Source organism: Vibrio sp. 2092 (assembly GCF_033339635.1).
In the GTDB taxonomy this organism is placed as follows: Bacteria; Pseudomonadota; Gammaproteobacteria; order Enterobacterales; family Vibrionaceae; genus Vibrio; species Vibrio alginolyticus.
Window position 1 is genome coordinate 260,335 of sequence record NZ_JAWOUY010000004.1, and the last position, 17,055, is coordinate 277,389.

The following is a 17,055-nucleotide window of genomic DNA, read 5'->3' on the forward strand; positions in this document are numbered from 1 at the left end:
AACATCACCCACTCTGTCAAAATGGTAAAATCTTACTATCTAAAAAAATTTAATTTATGGACTGAAGTTAACAAAAATCGTAGTAACGTGCGCTTCAGGTAAGCACGAGGAAATTCAGAAGTTTATGAGGTGCCCTCCTCAGCAACAAACAACAAATTGACTGTTACTGAGGAAGTTTAAATAAAAAGGTGAGCGCATTACGCACTCACAAAAGTAACGGCTCTGAAGCTTGCTAGGATTAAATTTGCTTCATCGCGAGTTAAAGAGGCGAGGTATGACCCATCGACCTCATGCAGAACACTATACTCAGAGTATAGAAACGAGCGTAAATATATAATATTTAAAAAGATTTTCAACGCGACACATTCACCACAGCACCTGCCGAGCGACCATCACAATCACTTCATACACACCTAAAAGCAACATTGGCCTAGTTATTATAGTTATTCAGCCTTGTATTAAGACGATTCATTAATTCGAGTAACTTATCAATAAAGGCAATTATTTTGATAAATATCACAAAAAGTCCCAAAGAAATAAAGCGAGCGTTTAGCTCGCTTTATTTATGCCGCATTTTTTAAAGTTTTGTTCTCACTAAAATATCGGTTGTAAACAGCACCTAAGGAGGCTGTACTTGCGAAACGATCATAGTTAAATGTTGCTTGAGCCTCTTCGGCAGAGGCGGAAAGCTTGTTGGTACCATTTACATAAATCGTCACTACCCCCTCCTTCAGTCCTGAAAGATCTAAATCAGTTGTCCATGAGTCTGAAAGCACGGTAGCCATACCTGTGGCTTCTGTACCATCAGCGTCGACTGCTTTAATATCTATGAACTCACCATCTTCAAACCGTTCACTGCTACCACTTACTGTCATGCTTTCCACTCCAGTAACATCGTTGATAACGTCTAGGTGTATTGTCGGTGTAATTGGCATGGAGTAAGCCGTGTTCTGACTACCGGTATTCCCTGATAAGTCTTGGTAGTCACGAACAACCAACCCCACATTGAGCTCCGACGTGCTTGGTACCACCACATCACCAATCCAAACACTTGGGTCCGCGGTTGCCACTAATGAAGTGATCGTCGTGCCACCTAACTCCGCTGCGGCGGATTGCAGATCTTTATCGAATTCCAGCGTTACCGTCACGCTTTGGCCGATGGCTTGGTGCTCAGGCGTAAACGTCACGTTAGTCAACGTTGGCAGAGACTGCGCGAGTGTAAAGCTCTGGCTTTCACTCACTTCAATGCCCGCTGAGTTCGTCCCCTTCACCATCACAGTATAAGTGCCATTGGTTTGGTGACTCATATCAATCGCGTCACTGGTCCAAGTGCCACCGGCTTGTACCGTTGCACTGCTGCTTTTCAATACCGTCGCGCTGCCTTGGGCTTTCACGTCAACACGCAAGGACTGACCATCAAAACGTGTTGACGTACCTTCGAATTGTAGCGTGGCGGCATGCGTTTCATCCACACTGCCCACTGGCGCAATAGCTAAGGTTGGCGTGATCGGCATGGAGTAAGCCGTGCTCTGGCCACCGGTATTTCCTGATAAGTCTTGGTAGTCACGAACAAGCAACGCCACATTGAGCTCTGACGTGCTTGGTACCACCACATCACCAGTCCAAACACTTGGGTCCGCGGTTGCCATTAATGAAGTGATCGTTGTACCACCTAACTCCGCCGCTGCGGACTGCAGATCTTTATCGAATTCTAGCGTTACCGTCACGCTTTGGCCGATGGCTTGGTGCTCAGGCGTAAACGTCACGTTAGTCAGCGTTGGCAGAGATTGCACGAGTGTAAAGCTCTGGCTTTCACTCACTTCAATGCCCGCTGAGTTCGTCCCCGTCACCATCACGGTATAAGTGCCATTGGTTTGGTGACTCATGTCCATTGCGTCACTGATCCAAGTGCCACCGGCTTGTACTGTTGCACTGCCGCTTTTTAGTACCGTCACGCTGCCTTGAGCTTTCACTTCAAGACGCAAGGACTGACCGTCAAAACGTGTCGACGTACCTTCGAATTGTAGCGTGGCGGCTTGCGTTTCATCCACATTACCCACTGGCGTAATAGCTAAAGTTGGCGTGATCGGCATGGAGTAAGCCGTGTTCTGGCTACCGGTATTTCCTGATAAGTCTTGGTAGTCACGAACAAGCAACGCCACATCCAGCTCTGACGTGCTTGGTACCACCACATCACCAGTCCAAACACTTGGGTCCGCGGTTGCCACTAACGAGGTGATCGTCGTGCCACCTAACTCCGCCACAGCACCTTGCAATGCTTTATCGAATTCCAGCGTCACCGTCACGCTTTGGCCGATGGCTTGGTGCTCAGGCGTAAACGTCACGTTAGTCAAGGTTGGCAGAGATTGCGCGAGTGTAAAGCTCTGGCTTTCACTCACTTCAATGCCCGCTGAGTTCGTCCCCGTCACCATCACGATGTAAGTGCCATTGGTTTGGTGACTCATGTCCATTGCGTCACTGGTCCAAGTGCCACCGGCTTGTACCGTTGCGCTGCTGCTTTTCAATACCGTCGCGCCGCCTTGAGCTTTCACTTCAAGACGCAAGGACTGACCGTCAAAACGTGTCGACGTACCTTCGAATTGTAGCGTGGCGGCTTGCGTTTCATCCACATTACCCACTGGCGTAATAGCTAAAGTTGGCGTGATCGGCATGGAGTAAGCCGTGTTCGGGCTACCGGTGTTTCCTGATAAGTCTTGGTAGTCACGAACTAGTAACGCCACATTCAGCTCTGACGAGTCTGGTACCACTACATCACCAGTCCAAACACTTGGGTCCGCGGTTGCCACTAACGAGGTGATCGTCGTGCCACCTAACTCCGCCGCTGCGGATTGCAGATCTTTATCGAATTCCAGCGTCACCGTCACGCTTTGGCCGATGGCTTGGTGCTCAGGCGTAAACGTCACGTTAGTCAGCGTTGGCAGAGACTGCGCGAGTGTAAAGCTCTGGCTTTCACTCACTTCAATACCGGCTGAGTTCGTCCCTGTCACAATCACAGTATAAGTGCCGTTGGTTTGGTGACTCATATCAATCGCGTCACTGGTCCAATTGCCACCGGCTTGTACCGTCGCACTGCTGCTTTTCAATACCGTCGCACTGCCTTGGGCTTTTACTTCAAGACGCAGGGACTGACCGTCAAAACGTGTCGACGTGCCTTCGAATTGTAGCGTGGCGGCATGCGTTTCATCCACACTGCCCACTGGCTTAATAGCTAAGGTTGGCGTGATTGGCAATTCGTGAGCGGTGTTATCCTCACCTATGTTGCCAGTCAAATCTTTAAACTGACTAACAACCAAGTCGACACTTAACAGCGCGGTGCTCGGAACTTGTACATCACCAACCCAGATCTTTTTATCTGCCGTTGCTGACAGAGAACTAATGCGATTGCCGCCAAGCGTAGCTGTCGCCTCTTGGAGCTCTTTATCAAACTCAAGCGAGACACTCACGCTTTGCCCCACGCTCTGATGCTCGGGGTTAAATGTCACATTGGTTAGTTTTGGTAAGGTTCCTTCAACCGCGATACTTAAGCTGCTTCCTTTTCCAGGAATTGTGTTGGTACTTTGATAGCTATTGTCTTCTACCTGAATAGTGATATTTTTATCTTGTTTTTCTGGGCTGACATAGTTAACCGTCCACGTAATATTGTCTGAAGTCGACCAAGTATCTTGTTTTAACGTTCCTGTTACACCGCTATCACTAGCGACAAGATGCACATCTGAGATATCAAAGTTCGTAACTTCTTCTGTAAAGTTAAACGCAAGCGTAATCTCTTCGCCTCCAAAAAGAGGGGCGCTTGAGGCGGTAGAGATACTTAGCCCGGGAACGGTTGCCGCTTCCACATGCGCGTCAATAGAACTTTCACTCTTGTTATCCACCTTGTCTGTTGCTGCCACCGTGATCGTATGATCGCCTTTCGGTAACAAATAGCTTATGACATAAGGCCCCGCTTCGGTTGTCGGCTCAGTAATCGCTTGAGGAGCCACTGTGCTACCACCACTCACCGCTTTTGACGTGACGAGATTTAAATTTTTATCTGTAATGTATGCACTAATTTCTAGTTGATACTTATCGTTTGTCGGCACCTTAGAGGTTTGATTAGCACTTAAGCCCGAAATACTTGGAGCGTCATAATCAACAATAGATTCGATAACCTTTCCATCATAACTTTTGCCTAGTAATTCAAAGCTTGTATTCTCTCTTCCAACTGAGTCCGTCACCGTCACCTTAAGGGTATATGACCCTTGGTTATCGACGGCAAAGTTCATCATTCCATTACCACTAGATGAGATAACATCACCTGAGTAACGCAAGGAATCACCGAGGCTTGGAATAAGCTCCACAGAATATTGTGAAGCTTTCACTCTTTCTCCTTCCACCGTAGATACCGTAAACGGCTGGCTTGCCTTGGTTAAAAACAGTTTCCCACCCTGCAAACTCGTAATTCCATCGAAATCAACTGTGACTTTAGGAACACTAATATCAATGACTTTTCTGATATCAGAATACAGTCCGACGCTATCTGTCGCTTTGATGTCTACTGTGATTGAACCACGCCCCTCTAACTGAGATTTCGGTAGTTCAAAGTACGTAGATGAACCATTCCCATCCTCTACTCTTTCTTCTTGATAACTCGGGTTTAAAACCGAGTAGTTTACTGTTGCCAGGCTGCTACCAGTGTCCGTTATGTCAAAACGAAAACGAACATTATCAGGATTTGTTGGCGATTCGGTTACGATAATCTCATCGCCAACACTTGGAGGTGTGTTGTCAACTTTAATATCAACGGTCGCTTCACCTACTCTCGACCACACATCCGTTGCGGTAATCGTTGTCCTGATCGTTTTTCCATCCGCATCGCTAGGAAGTTCACTTGTAAATGTTGAACACTTGTAGGTTGGATCATCTGCACACACCTCTAATTGTGCAAACTTCTCCGGATTATCTTTATAGTTGTAGGATTCCGTTCCAAACCTGGCCATCACATTGTCTAGTCTAGAGTTTTCATACAGCTTAATTCTGAATTTGGCGACAAGCTGCTGACCATTAATGGTTGTGTTTCCAACCGGATCAGTAATTTCAACGACTACCGAACCTTTAGGTAATTCAAGCAGTAGATCGTGCTCTGGCGTCAAGTTTCCTGCTAAATCAGATAAGTTCTTGATTTTGTATTCTTGAGTTGTACTCAGGCCATCAATAATATCGGCATAGGATTCAGAATACGTACACTTGATATTTCCAACACCTTTGGCACAAGTCGTTGGTGTATAAGCTTTGTTGCCAAGATTACGAACCAACTTTGGATATTCATCTGAACTTTCGGTATTCACGCCTGATAAAGCATCATTGAAAGAGAGCTCAAATGTGAGCATCTTCTTCTTCAAAGCTTCATCAAACCAAACATCACTTCCTTTAAAACTGTATGAGTTACCATCTACGACTGTCGGTGCATCAATATCCACCATCGAGAAATTGAACTTGTTGATCGTTTCACGCCCATTTGTACCCAAGGTTTTAGTGATCAAAGTAACAGGTGCTTTGGTCATGTTTTGCCCAACATTGACACTACAACTGTAAGGCTCTTGCGATACGTTGATAACACCAGAAGTTGGTTGCTCATTAGTTGGTGGCGCATCCAGAGAGTTGTATTCTTCACGAACCCAACACTCTAACGTTTTGGCTTTGACCGCACTCAATGTAGTAAAGGTGACATCAAGAACACCATCAGATAAGTAATTTTGGAAGTCCAGCGGGCTTTCAACTGTTAGAACCACACCTTCACGCTGTACGCTAAAGGTTTGGTTTACTTTTCCAACCTTTCGGTCTTTTTCATCAAGGTAACGAACTTTGTTATAAACTTTGATATCAAGTTCATAATTACCATCTTTGGCAATTTGTGTAGAAAGCAACGTTGCAGTCCAAGTGCCATCTGCGGTTTCTGAGAACGTAAAGTTAGTCCCGTTTTGCTCTCCAGAGAATCTATACGTTGAGTCAATTCGATCAACGCCACTATCATCAACAATATCAAGCGTAAGTACGATATTCCCATCTTGATAGATGGTGTTGTTTGTAATTGGCGTTCCATCCGTGTAACTCATCGCCAGCGTCACCTGCGGGATGGAGTTGTATACTTTTACGGTAAAATCTTGCTCATCACTGGTTAAGGTTGTGTTGCCACGAACATCAGACCCTTTTAAACGAATCTTGTGTGTACCCGTACCTAAATCACCAAGGCTCACTTTGAGATCCTCATTGATTTTTGTACCGGGAGAGCCAGGTAATGGTTCCAGATCGCTAAACGTCCAATACTCTAGGCTTTCTCGATTTACGCCATTAATTGAAACATCACCGTTTGCATTTAGGTCTAGCGCCGTTAGGTCAAAGACATAGTTACCTAAGTAGTAGTCATTCGCATTGAAACCACTTAAGCCTAATGTTGGCCCATCACGATCAAGAATAACCTTGTGCGTGTTAGAACTAGACTCAAAACCATAAATATCGGTTGCTTTTACATACAATGACGTTGTTTTTTCATCTTCAGAAATGTCTATTTTATCTGTGTCACTCTTGATAAGAGACATGACAAACTCTTTAGATGAATCCGTTGGCACAATTGTCTTAATTGGCGAATCTTTACCACTTTGATACAGCGAGACTTGCTCAAGGTCTGAGTCGTCTATTACGGATTTAAATCGCACGTTGAACTCACGCCCTATGACATAGTTCTCTTTGGACAATGTGTCTTCAACCCAAGGTGTATTTAGGATGATTTCAGGGCCTTTGTTATCGACTTGGAATGTGAATTTCCCTGTTGTACTGACATTGGCAGGGTAAGCGTTGTCCGTCGCAGTGACGTAAAACTCATTCCATTCATCGTAATCAAATGCTTTTGAAACCAGTTGGACTTTAACGTCAGGCTGTTCACCAACTAGGTATGGTACGTCACACGCCTCTGTTAGAGGGTCACAGCTTTCTAATGTCAGAGCCTGACCAGATCCGCGGCGCAAATCTATTTTTACGTTATTGCCAGAGCTTAACGTCCCCCAATCAATGACAGGTGCCCATTGGTTATTACCACCTAAACGGCTTTGAACCTGCTCACTTTTTACAATAGGGGCTTCAGAGTCGATACGAATATTGAATCTCGGAGCGGTGCTAGTTAACTCTGAAACGGAGTTACCTAAGTTGTCCTCTGCTGCTGCAACAACTAACCAATCTCCATCACCAGGATAAATCGTAGAGCCTTGATTTGAACAAATCTCGCCCGTACATAGTTTGACTTTAAACGCGTCTTTCGAGTTACTTGCAAAGTTTTCTGGTGTGTATGTTACTTTTTCACCGGTTTGCTGGTAGAAAACAAGGCCTCTCGAGGCAAGCTTATCACCAACAATATCCTCAACCTTGAAGGTTAATTCATGAGTATTGTTCGCATTTAAATAAATACCGTTTTCTACAGGTTTACCATCGACATCATTGGGTGGAAGGTAACTGGCCTTAGGGAAATCGTTATCAATAAACACCGATTCTACAAACGGAGATTTACCATTATAACCATACGCATTGCCATGTGGGTCCATAGCACTGGTCTCCACGGCAAACTCTATAATATCTTTTAGTTCACTAGACTGGGAGTTAAGGGTGAAGAAGTACTCTTTTCGATAAGCATTGCTGCTGTCTGAGTTTTCTACGATGTTGATGTCCAGTGGTATTTCAATATTTGGCTCATTGGCTTGATACCACATCGTGCTAAACTTCGGGCCGTGAGCGTCGGTTCCTACAATACCAGAAGGATCGTCTAGGACAATTTTAGAAACAACCTCGCCAGCGATATAAAGCCTATTACCAACCATCGTCTCTCTACCGCTTTCAATGGTTAATTTTGGCTGCGGAGGCAAGGTATCGATACTGCTACCCTCTGTATCAAAAATGTTCTTACCATTTAAGTCAGGATTAGCCATCGAAATATCATCAGCATAGAGCTGCGCGATATTGGTCTCAATACCGTATTTGCTCGCCATGATTTCATAATAGGATTGCGCCAGATCTTTTCGGTAAGTTTCAGCGCCAAACGTGTAAGAATCGAGCGTAACTTGACTTCCTCCGGCCCCTATACCATTTGCTTTTCCATCGTAGCTAAAATCATCGTAAATAGCAGATGCAAAATCTAATGAGTTATTTCTTGGCATTCTCTCGGCAATACTATCAATTGCTTCAACAAGGAATCGGTGTAGATAGTCATTTGATGGCTTGTCTGGAATCGCTTTAGTCGTAAGCATTTCATTGGTTGCATAAGACACAACCGTTGGGTCAAACCCAAAGAATGAGTTGTTATTCGTACCTGATAACGCGTAGCGCACCTCATCAAGAATTTGAATCGCACGTTCTGAAGTTTTCTCTCCCGCTGTCACTTGATCCCACTGGAAATCAAATAAACCAGTCTGATATGTCGATAGTTCAGTAATATAGTAAGTTTGAGAACCTTTGAGCTTAAAATACACACCAATATTGGCCTTGTTTAAGTCAACCGTTACTTTCTTGGTCCCTGGATCTCTTTTCCATTGGTAATAGTATGGCTCACTGCCTTCGATACCAATTAAACGAACACGCATGAAATCATAATTCACTACGTCAGTTGTGGTTTCACAACTCGCTACGTCAAGAGCCATGGACTGGTCACTTTCCAGTTGCTGGATAGTGGTACAACTTGCAAGTGAAGTGAATTCACCACTTGGGCTCAACCCTTCAAGTTGAGCTCGCGCACCAATAAATGGTGTCACCACTTTTATGGTTGGTAGGTCAAAGCTACTTCTAAAATATACTTCTCTTGGAGTGCTTTCGTTATCAGACTCATCGATGGTTTGAATGACTAACTTTTGACTACTGTTTTCTGATACCGATTTAAAGCTGTCACCCAAAATATCTCTTACAAAAGGAATGTAATAAATGACATCCTCTACTCGCCCATTGCTATCTAACAGCGTTTCGTGCGGAATTTTTGCGATGTAATCGTCATCTGATGCGGTTGTGTCAATAACTTGCTGAAGTGAGTAGTTGTTATCGTTGTTTTGGCTTACGTAGTACTTGACGACGAGCTTAAGCTTATTAGCGTTGGAGCCTAAAACCGTATCGGTATTTACGTCTGATACTTTCACACGAACATAAGGGATTTTATTCTCTTTCAATAAATTAGCGTTGAAGTTACTAAAATCTATCCCTTTTAATGAGCTCTGAATCCCTAAACTTGCGTACGCATAATCAATCTTCAGGAAATCGCGGCTTGCTTGAACATTGTCTGGGGTGTACGTATCTTGAGAGTAGATACCATCGTAAGTGGTTCGTTCACCATCTAAACCCACATTTACGTACGTCATTGACGTACCTTCAGGATAGGTTATCGTCTGTGCTGGCGCTTGATCGTCACGACTTACTGCATGCTGCGCAGAGCCCGTATTGCCTTTGCTATCCCTCGCTCGAACCTCAAAGACCGTCGTAGATAGGAATTCATCAGTTGGGTAAGCCTTACTAAACTCACAAGCATTTCCAGACTCTACAGTGACAGGAGAACATGTGACGCCCTCATGTAAGCCATCTTTAAATGAAATACTGACCGAACTAATCTCTTGCGAGCTTTCTTTTACAACGCCTTTCAGAACGTATTCTTTAAGTTGGTTATTAATTGCACTCGCCGATGTAATATCGATAACAGGCGCATCGTTATCCCATTCAAAGTTGATATGAAGACCCGAATGGCTGCCTGGAATTAACTCATTACCCAGTACATCCGCTGTATACAAGACTAACCGTGCTGCTGTTACGTTCGAGAGCCCTGTGGCAGGGTTCATATCTACACTATCGATCTCTTTGGTATTAATGTTAACTTTAACGTTGGTCTCTCGAAGGCCAACTTCAAAGTCATCAAATTCAACCGAACAGAATGTGCTTCCAAAATCTTGTATGTCGTTACATTGAAATTCACCAGACCAAGAGCCATTAATCTGATACTGAATAAAGGCGGATACGTCTTCTACACCGATATCATCAACAATTTTTAGGTCAACTTTATCGGTGCCTGCAAGTACATCACGGTCAATGCGTGTCACGATAGGCGCTGTGGTATCAATCTCCGTCCCATCTCGCGGTGGAATGACGCCATCTGTACTGCCATATGTACCTAAGTCATTAAGCTTCTTACTAAAGTCGACATAGTCGGCAGCATCAGTACCTGAAATATTGATACTTGGGTCGTTTACCACGATCAAAACGTGCTGAGATAAGTCACGTGTGTAAACGTCGCTGTTTATCTTTTTCTGTCCAAAGCTGAGGGGAGTCACTGCTCCTGAAGTCTTGCTCACTTCAAGACCATCAAGAACACCATCTGCAATAACATCCCGATATTGGATGTCAGCGAAGTGCATCGAAGTGTAGACGTTATCGCTGTTGCCGTATTTTTTTATAAGATCGTAAGAGTAAGACGAGTATGCTGTTAATAAAGCGCCGTATTGATGCCCAGTACTAGCAAAACTGCTTTGCCCACCTTTGGTAATATCAATAGGTTTGGTCTCATTTACGTCAAAACCATACATGCTATTGATACTATCCAAAGCAGTTGAAAAGGCACTCTCATCTGTGGCCCCCTGGGAAATTTTGTACTTTGCCAAGCCTGCTGCCAAGTTCGACAGCGGAGTAAGCATTAACTTTTGCTCACTCCCCTCTTTAAAGTTCACAACACCTTCAAATTTAAGTGTCTTCGCATTACTCACAGATACCGTTTCATTTGTAAACGGATCGGTATAACTCCCCTCTTTTGCAACAACAAAAAGAGGCATTGACGACGATTCAAACTCTAGCAGATAGTTTCCGAAGGCATCAGACGTCGTGTTAGCCAACTTCCGACCTAAGTTTCCATCTTTGAACTCGAAAACCTCAATCTTGGCGCCATTGACTGGGGCGTCAAACACCATACCGGAAATGCTTCCTTTGCTTCTAGCTGGAGGTGTGTTGTCTCCTCCATCACCACCACCACATGCACTCAATAAAAGAGATGTAAGCGTAAGACCTAATGTTAATTTCAGCGTATTTTTAGCGAACATAGTAATTTGGCAAAATATATTTTCCCGAGATTATATTATTGAAAAATATTTTCTCAACGTGACATTAACACCAACAAAATAGGCATAAACACCAAGCCAACCGTCACTTTGACTGAATTATTAAAATTATTTTTACATCCTATAATTATTAACTTAGTGAAAACAGAGGAATTACTCATGCTTTAATGCTAGTTTTTATTTAAAATATTATACTCTACGCACAACTGTCAGTATTGATAAACCAACAAAACTAATGACTATTTTAATAATAAAAAGGAGTGTGCAAGCTCCTACCGTAGCCCTTATCACTACTGCGTTAATCATATTGATTAGCGTATCGCTTTCTCACTACTTCCTCACTCCTGTAGATAGGCTACCTACCATCAAGCCTTTAGAATTCGAAAGTGAGAATGTGCAGCCATCAATTAATAAGAATACTCGTAGGCAAAAAATCACTATCGGTGTTGTTGAATACTCTTTTGTCGCTTCATTATTAAAATCAGGAGTGAGTCAAAAAGAGATCAACTTGCTATTAGCACTTATCAAAAGCAAGTTTAATATTATTGACTCTATTAAAAGAGGTGATAACTTTATCTTAAGAACTAAATTAAATAGTAAAAATGAAACTTACATTAGTTCTTTTTACTATTTAGGCAGTAAAACTGATTTATTTATTATCAATGATGGTCACGGTAACGTATTTGATGAGCATGGTGTGTCGATAAATAATCAGTTCATGTTTTCTTCACCCTTTGATAAAAACTACAGAGTGAGCTCTGACTATGACTTAAAGCGAACACATCCAGTGACCAATATAACGACTCCGCACTTAGGAACTGATTATGCCACACCTGTAGGTACACCGATTCGTAGTATTGCCGATGGCATCGTTTTAAAGTCCCGCTACAACCGTTTTGCAGGCAACTACATTAATATCCGCCACACAAATGGCTCTGTATCACGCTACCTACACTTATCTCAGCGCAACGTCCATGTTGGTGAGAAGATCAGCCGAGGACAAGTGATAGGGAAAACGGGTAACACAGGAAGAACAACAGGGCCGCATTTACATCTTGAACTGCACATCAATGGTGTTCCGGTTGATTACGAGCGATACATTCAAAGGCACCCAAACACTGACGTAAATATAGAAATGCTGATTGCAGCGAGAAAAGAAAAAGCAGAGTTAACAGCGGAATGGCAACGGTATGAGCAGTCAAATAGGTAACAACAGCCACTTCGATTCGTGTATTCTTCCTACTGTCATTTATCCGCAACTACAGTAGACCATAACTTTGCTCTAAATCACATAAAACCTTTTCAAATAAGCGACTTTTACTGAAATTACATGTGGTCAATAAAAAATGATAATTTATCGATTTTACTGAAATAACCCAAGCATGTTCATACGCATGATGTTTTCTTGGATTTCTGAATCGTGCAAGTTACAGGTTGAGCACTTCTCTTTGCCTTCAATTTTGTATTTCAGACAGCACGTTTCTCGTCTCACGTAGAGCTTTTGAAAACCATTAAAGGTCACCTTTTTTACCGAGTTTAACTCACCGCCTTTTGGTGTTACCGCGTTAAATAGGTTTTGCTGCCACTTTGATGCCGCTTGCACGTCTAGATCTAACGTGTCATTTGCTAATGGCTGATGCGCAAGTTTAGAAAATGCTAAATCACACGCGTACAAGGCATTCCCCCAAAACACTTTCGGGCTAACTTTCTGCTTTTTGTACAACGGCACCAATGGTTCAGAGAGCGTCGTAATGACTTGCGCGAGTTTCTCATCTAAGGCCTGTTCTGATTCCACTTGCATCGCTTCGTTGTCACTTTCAAGAGAAAAGAAAGGCGTTGCACTCGACACTTCAATGCTTGCGACACGATGGTCTTCACCAATGGTCAGATACAGGTCATCGAGTGTTAATTGCAACACGCGATCAAACACCACACGGTGACCGACCAGCGACGTCAGCAAAATCGCGTTGAACACTTTCTGCCAGATAGGCACGGCAAAAGGCAGCTTTGCCTCAATAGAGTTTGCGTAATCTTGCACAACAGCAGGAAACTCACGCTCAAACCATTCACTGGCTTTAATGCCTTTCGGCTGTTCAACAAAACGTAAGCGGAAGAAAGGTTCGTGTCGATTCAAGATAGCTTGCTGCTCGGTGATACTCAGCGCTTTAACATTCTCAGGCAAAGCTACCAAAGTACGAAACTGATTAAACAGGTTTTCCATTAACGCACTTCCTCACGAACATAAGCTTTTGGTAAACAGTAAACGTAGCCATCAATGACTTCCATTTTTCCTTCCACTTTAAACACCGATTCAAGGGTCGATTGAGTAAGCACGTCCAAAGGCGCCCCCTGTTTTAAGATCTGACCTTTTTTCATTAGTACCAGTTCATCACAGAACTGCGCAGCTTGGCTGAGTTCATGGAGAACATAAACGATGGTTAAGTTGCGTTCCTTGTTCAACTTATCGAGCACTTCAAGTAACTCGAGTTGGTGACCTAAATCGAGATAACTGGTTGGTTCATCCAGCAATAACCACTGAGCTTCTTGCGCCAAACACATCGCCAGCCAAACGCGCTGACGCTCACCGCCCGACAACGTACTCACTACACGCTTTTCGTAACCAGCCAACCCGACAGAAGCAAGCGACTCAGTCATCACTTCTTGGTCACGCTCACTGTTGCCCTGATACCACTTGCGATGAGCAACACGACCAAGCGCAACAAGCTGCTCAACCAAGACACCTTCTGGTGCCGTAGGATGTTGAGGCAGAATCGCAATGTGTTTAGCGAGATCTTTAAGCTTCCATTGGTTAAGCGCTTTACCTTTAAAGGTCACGTCGCCTTTTTTCGCTTTTATCGCACCGGTTAAGGTCTTCATCAACGTACTTTTACCGCACCCGTTTGGGCCAATGAACGCCGTTACCTTACCTTCTTGAAGACGGATGTTCACCTCGTTCAAGATCATCGTATCGTTGTAGCCTGAAGTGAGCGATTGCCCTTCAAGCCCTTTTGAAGATAGGGTCATTAAGAGTGTTTCCTTAACAAGAAGAGGAAAAATGGCACACCAAGCAGTGCGGTAATCACGCCCGCTGGAATTTCGGTTGGGAACAGTAAGTGTTTGGCTAAAGCATCTGAAAGTGCGAGGAAACCAGCGCCGAAAATCAACGTCGTGAACATGGTTCGCAAAGGATCATTTGCACTGAGCAAACGTGCAATGTGCGGAATCACCAACCCCACAAATCCAGTCGGGCCAACTGCTGAGACGGCAGGCGCAGTAATAAATACCGTACCTAACAGAATCCCCAAACGCAGCAGAGCACCGTTGATACCAATGCCACGCAAAATCGCGTCATCGTAGCGTACCCATTTCAATGGCAAATACACCAAAATAATGAACGCTAAACAGGCCAAGGACCAAGGCAAAAGATAACTCACTTGTTCCCAACCTCGGCCGTACATACCACCCGCCATCCATTGCAATGCGATATCGGTTTTACCCTGACCAATGGTGAAGATTAGCGCCGAACTCAACGCGCCAAGAATCGCCGTGATCGCTACACCTGTGAGTAGAGTGAGACTGGTATTTCCGATTCGGCTAACGATCAAAACAGGAATCGCACTGAGCAAACCACCCGCCATTGAAAACAGCAGTAACGCGCTTTCTGTGGTGATATTCCAATTAAACCAAGCGGGCAACAAAATCGCACAAACAGCACCAAGAGAAGCACCAGCGTTCACCCCTAAAATACCGCTGTCTGCCAACGGGTTTTTGAGGGTGGTTTGCAGCAATAAGCCTGATACTGCCAGCATCATACCCGCCATAATCGCCAGCAAAAATCTTGGTAACGTTAGCGACCAAAATGGGTGGTAAGTACCGCGAGTAATAAACAGTTCACCTGCTTGTCTAAGCTCTGGGTTAGAAGCGATAAACAGTGCAGGAGCGAACACCAGCAAAGCCAAGCAAGGGAATAAGAAACGCGTTTTCATTATTTCCCTCTCAGCTTACGAACAATCAACATAAGAAACCAAGGCGCACCTAAAGTCGCGGTAATGACGCCAATCGGAATTTCCAACGGCATAAGCAGGGTTCGAGAAAGGAGATCTGCTGCGGTAACGAGTGCCGCACCAATCAAAGCTGCACCGCCAAGTCCCAACCCCATCATGCGAGCGAGATGAGGGGCAACAAGGCCAACAAAACCGACAGGACCAAATGCACCAACCGCAACCGCAGTAAGCACGACAGAGACAAAACCAAACGCCAATCTATAACGGTTGATCGCGATACCTAAACCACGAGCAACCGTGTCATCCAGCAGTAAGTAACCACGCTGTCGATGTGTCACCGCAAGCGATATAAACGCAGGAATGACGGTATAAACAAGCGGCGTAAACACCGACCAATTCGCGCCTGCGTTACTGCCCGTTAACCAGAAAAACAGTGACTCACTGTCTACGCGATCCGACAGAAGAATGTAGGTCACCGCTGCTTGGCAAAACGCACTCACGGAAATGCCAGCTAACGCCAAACGCGCTGGTGTGACGCCCTGTTTCCAACTAATGGATAAGGTAATGGCACCGCCAAGCAAACCACCTACAATCCCCCAAAACAAAGTTGGCAATGGCAGCAAGAACATGGTCGCCGTTAACACGCTAAGCGCAGCGCCAGACATCACACCGGTCAGGTTTGGAGACGCTAACGGGTTGCGAACGATGTCTTGCATGAGCGAGCCGGATACCGCCAACGCCGCCCCACCAAAGAGTGCGATTAAGGTGCGAGGTAAACGTAGTTCCCAAAACACTAAGGATGCTTGGTTGCTTGAATCAGAAATCAAAAACGCCATGATCTGCTGGGCATCAAAATGGTAAATGCCACTCGACAAAGACACATAAACCACAGCTAGTAACAAAGCCGTCGCCAAACTGCGAACCATCACCGCACTTGGTTTGGTTATCCTAAGAACATGAGCCATTGATCACCTCATAAACTCGTTCAACAGAAGGCGCAGGGAAAAGATCGGGATACACTTTGTGGGCGATATCCATCGCGACCCAAATTCGTGAAAGTGGCCCTTCTGGCTCTCGCCATGTCATATCAACCAAGTAAACTCGATTGTTCTTCACCGCTTTTAGGCTTTGCCAAATTTTCGATTCGGTAAATTGTGGCTCGGCGTTCTGGTACATAAAAATCACATCGGGATCGAGTTTTACCAACCACTCAAGACCCACTTGCCCAGAAAAAGGCGTTTTCGTCGCGTACGGCGAGTCACCATTCGCACTTCGGATATTCAATTTTTCCATAAGAGCAACGGACATAAAGTGTGAGTAGTATGCTCGCGGAGTGACGCCAGCACTTGTCAGAAATAAACCAGAAAACTGTCTATTACCGAGCTTTGATTGCATTTCATCAAGAAAAGTCTGAAAACACATATTTAGTGATTTCCCTTGCTCTTCTCGCCTCATTGCCATGCTTGCACGCTCTACAGCAGAAAAACTGTCTTCTAAAGTAATCAAATCAAAACCGAGAGGCGGTGCGATTTCGACAAAGCGCTGATAGTAAGGCTCTAACATTCGCCCCAAACCAACGACCAAATCTGGCTTAACATCGTACAAAGCTTCAAAGCTGGTTCTTGAACGATTACCAAGACTTGGCACGTCATTTAAAGCAGAGAGATAAGGAGGAAATCCACCAGGATAATCGGATACACCAACAGGCTTCTCACCCATTGCTATTACTAGCTCTGCACCAAAAGTAGACACGCTTGCAACACGCGGGAAATGGGTCACATTCGACGTCGAAATCGTATGGTCTAGATCATCGACAACTGATGCGTTTAATCCACTTGCATAAGCAAGCTGAATAGACAGCATTTGGCTAATTATTGAAATGATAACGACTGCTGTAAAATTGCCCATTAAATTACAAATGATAATTA

General features: G+C 44.5%; 7 protein-coding genes. 1 reads left to right on the forward strand and 6 read right to left on the reverse strand.

Annotation, left to right across the window (positions count from 1 at the left end):
* Positions 1 to 563: 563 nt before the first annotated feature.
* Positions 564 to 11,105 (reverse strand): tandem large repeat, encoded by a 10,542-nt coding sequence (locus R7P80_RS09805; RefSeq protein ID WP_225491557.1) that lies wholly within the window; start codon positions 11,103 to 11,105, stop codon positions 564 to 566.
* A 253-nt stretch (positions 11,106 to 11,358) separates the two neighbouring features.
* On the opposite strand from R7P80_RS09805, the gene R7P80_RS09810 reads away from it, so the two are divergent.
* The gene (locus R7P80_RS09810; RefSeq protein WP_225491556.1) at positions 11,359 to 12,333 is read left to right on the forward strand and encodes a peptidoglycan DD-metalloendopeptidase family protein; all 975 of its coding nucleotides are present in this window, start codon (positions 11,359 to 11,361) and stop codon (positions 12,331 to 12,333) included.
* Between the two features lie 153 nt (positions 12,334 to 12,486).
* Here R7P80_RS09810 and R7P80_RS09815 read toward each other — a convergent pair whose 3' ends face one another.
* From R7P80_RS09815 to R7P80_RS09835, 5 genes are read right to left on the reverse strand one after another with little or no spacing between them, the layout of a single operon-like run.
* Positions 12,487 to 13,344, reverse strand: a complete 858-nt coding sequence (locus R7P80_RS09815; protein WP_225491555.1) for an IucA/IucC family C-terminal-domain containing protein — start codon at positions 13,342 to 13,344, stop codon at positions 12,487 to 12,489.
* Entirely contained in the window at positions 13,344 to 14,147 is an 804-nt protein-coding gene (locus tag R7P80_RS09820) for an ABC transporter ATP-binding protein (RefSeq protein ID WP_158155853.1), read from the reverse strand. Before R7P80_RS09820 ends, R7P80_RS09815 begins: the two co-directional genes overlap by 1 nt.
* Positions 14,147 to 15,109, reverse strand: coding sequence for a FecCD family ABC transporter permease (locus R7P80_RS09825; protein ID WP_225491554.1), 963 nt, complete (start codon positions 15,107 to 15,109; stop codon positions 14,147 to 14,149). The genes R7P80_RS09820 and R7P80_RS09825 overlap by 1 nt, the downstream gene beginning before the upstream one ends.
* Positions 15,109 to 16,092 carry a FecCD family ABC transporter permease gene (locus tag R7P80_RS09830; RefSeq protein WP_047101251.1) on the reverse strand — a complete coding sequence of 328 codons (984 nt, stop codon included), beginning with the start codon at positions 16,090 to 16,092 and terminating at the stop codon, positions 15,109 to 15,111. Before R7P80_RS09830 ends, R7P80_RS09825 begins: the two co-directional genes overlap by 1 nt.
* A complete protein-coding gene (locus R7P80_RS09835) occupies positions 16,076 to 17,035 on the reverse strand; it encodes an ABC transporter substrate-binding protein (protein WP_158155849.1) in 960 nt (319 codons plus the stop codon). The genes R7P80_RS09830 and R7P80_RS09835 overlap by 17 nt, the downstream gene beginning before the upstream one ends.
* Between the last annotated feature and the right edge of the window lie 20 nt (positions 17,036 to 17,055).

Bases quoted from the DNA above. Each gene is read 5' to 3' on its own strand.
- R7P80_RS09830 (WP_047101251.1), bottom strand. From the start codon at position 16,092: ATGGCTCATGTTCTTAGGATAACCAAACCAAGTGCGGTGATGGTTCGC.
- R7P80_RS09815 (WP_225491555.1), bottom strand. From the start codon at position 13,344: ATGGAAAACCTGTTTAATCAGTTTCGTACTTTGGTAGCTTTGCCTGAG.
- R7P80_RS09825 (WP_225491554.1), bottom strand. From the start codon at position 15,109: ATGAAAACGCGTTTCTTATTCCCTTGCTTGGCTTTGCTGGTGTTCGCT.
- R7P80_RS09820 (WP_158155853.1), bottom strand. From the start codon at position 14,147: ATGACCCTATCTTCAAAAGGGCTTGAAGGGCAATCGCTCACTTCAGGC.
- R7P80_RS09810 (WP_225491556.1), top strand. From the start codon at position 11,359: ATGACTATTTTAATAATAAAAAGGAGTGTGCAAGCTCCTACCGTAGCC.
- R7P80_RS09835 (WP_158155849.1), bottom strand. From the start codon at position 17,035: ATGGGCAATTTTACAGCAGTCGTTATCATTTCAATAATTAGCCAAATG.
- R7P80_RS09805 (WP_225491557.1), bottom strand. From the start codon at position 11,105: ATGTTCGCTAAAAATACGCTGAAATTAACATTAGGTCTTACGCTTACA.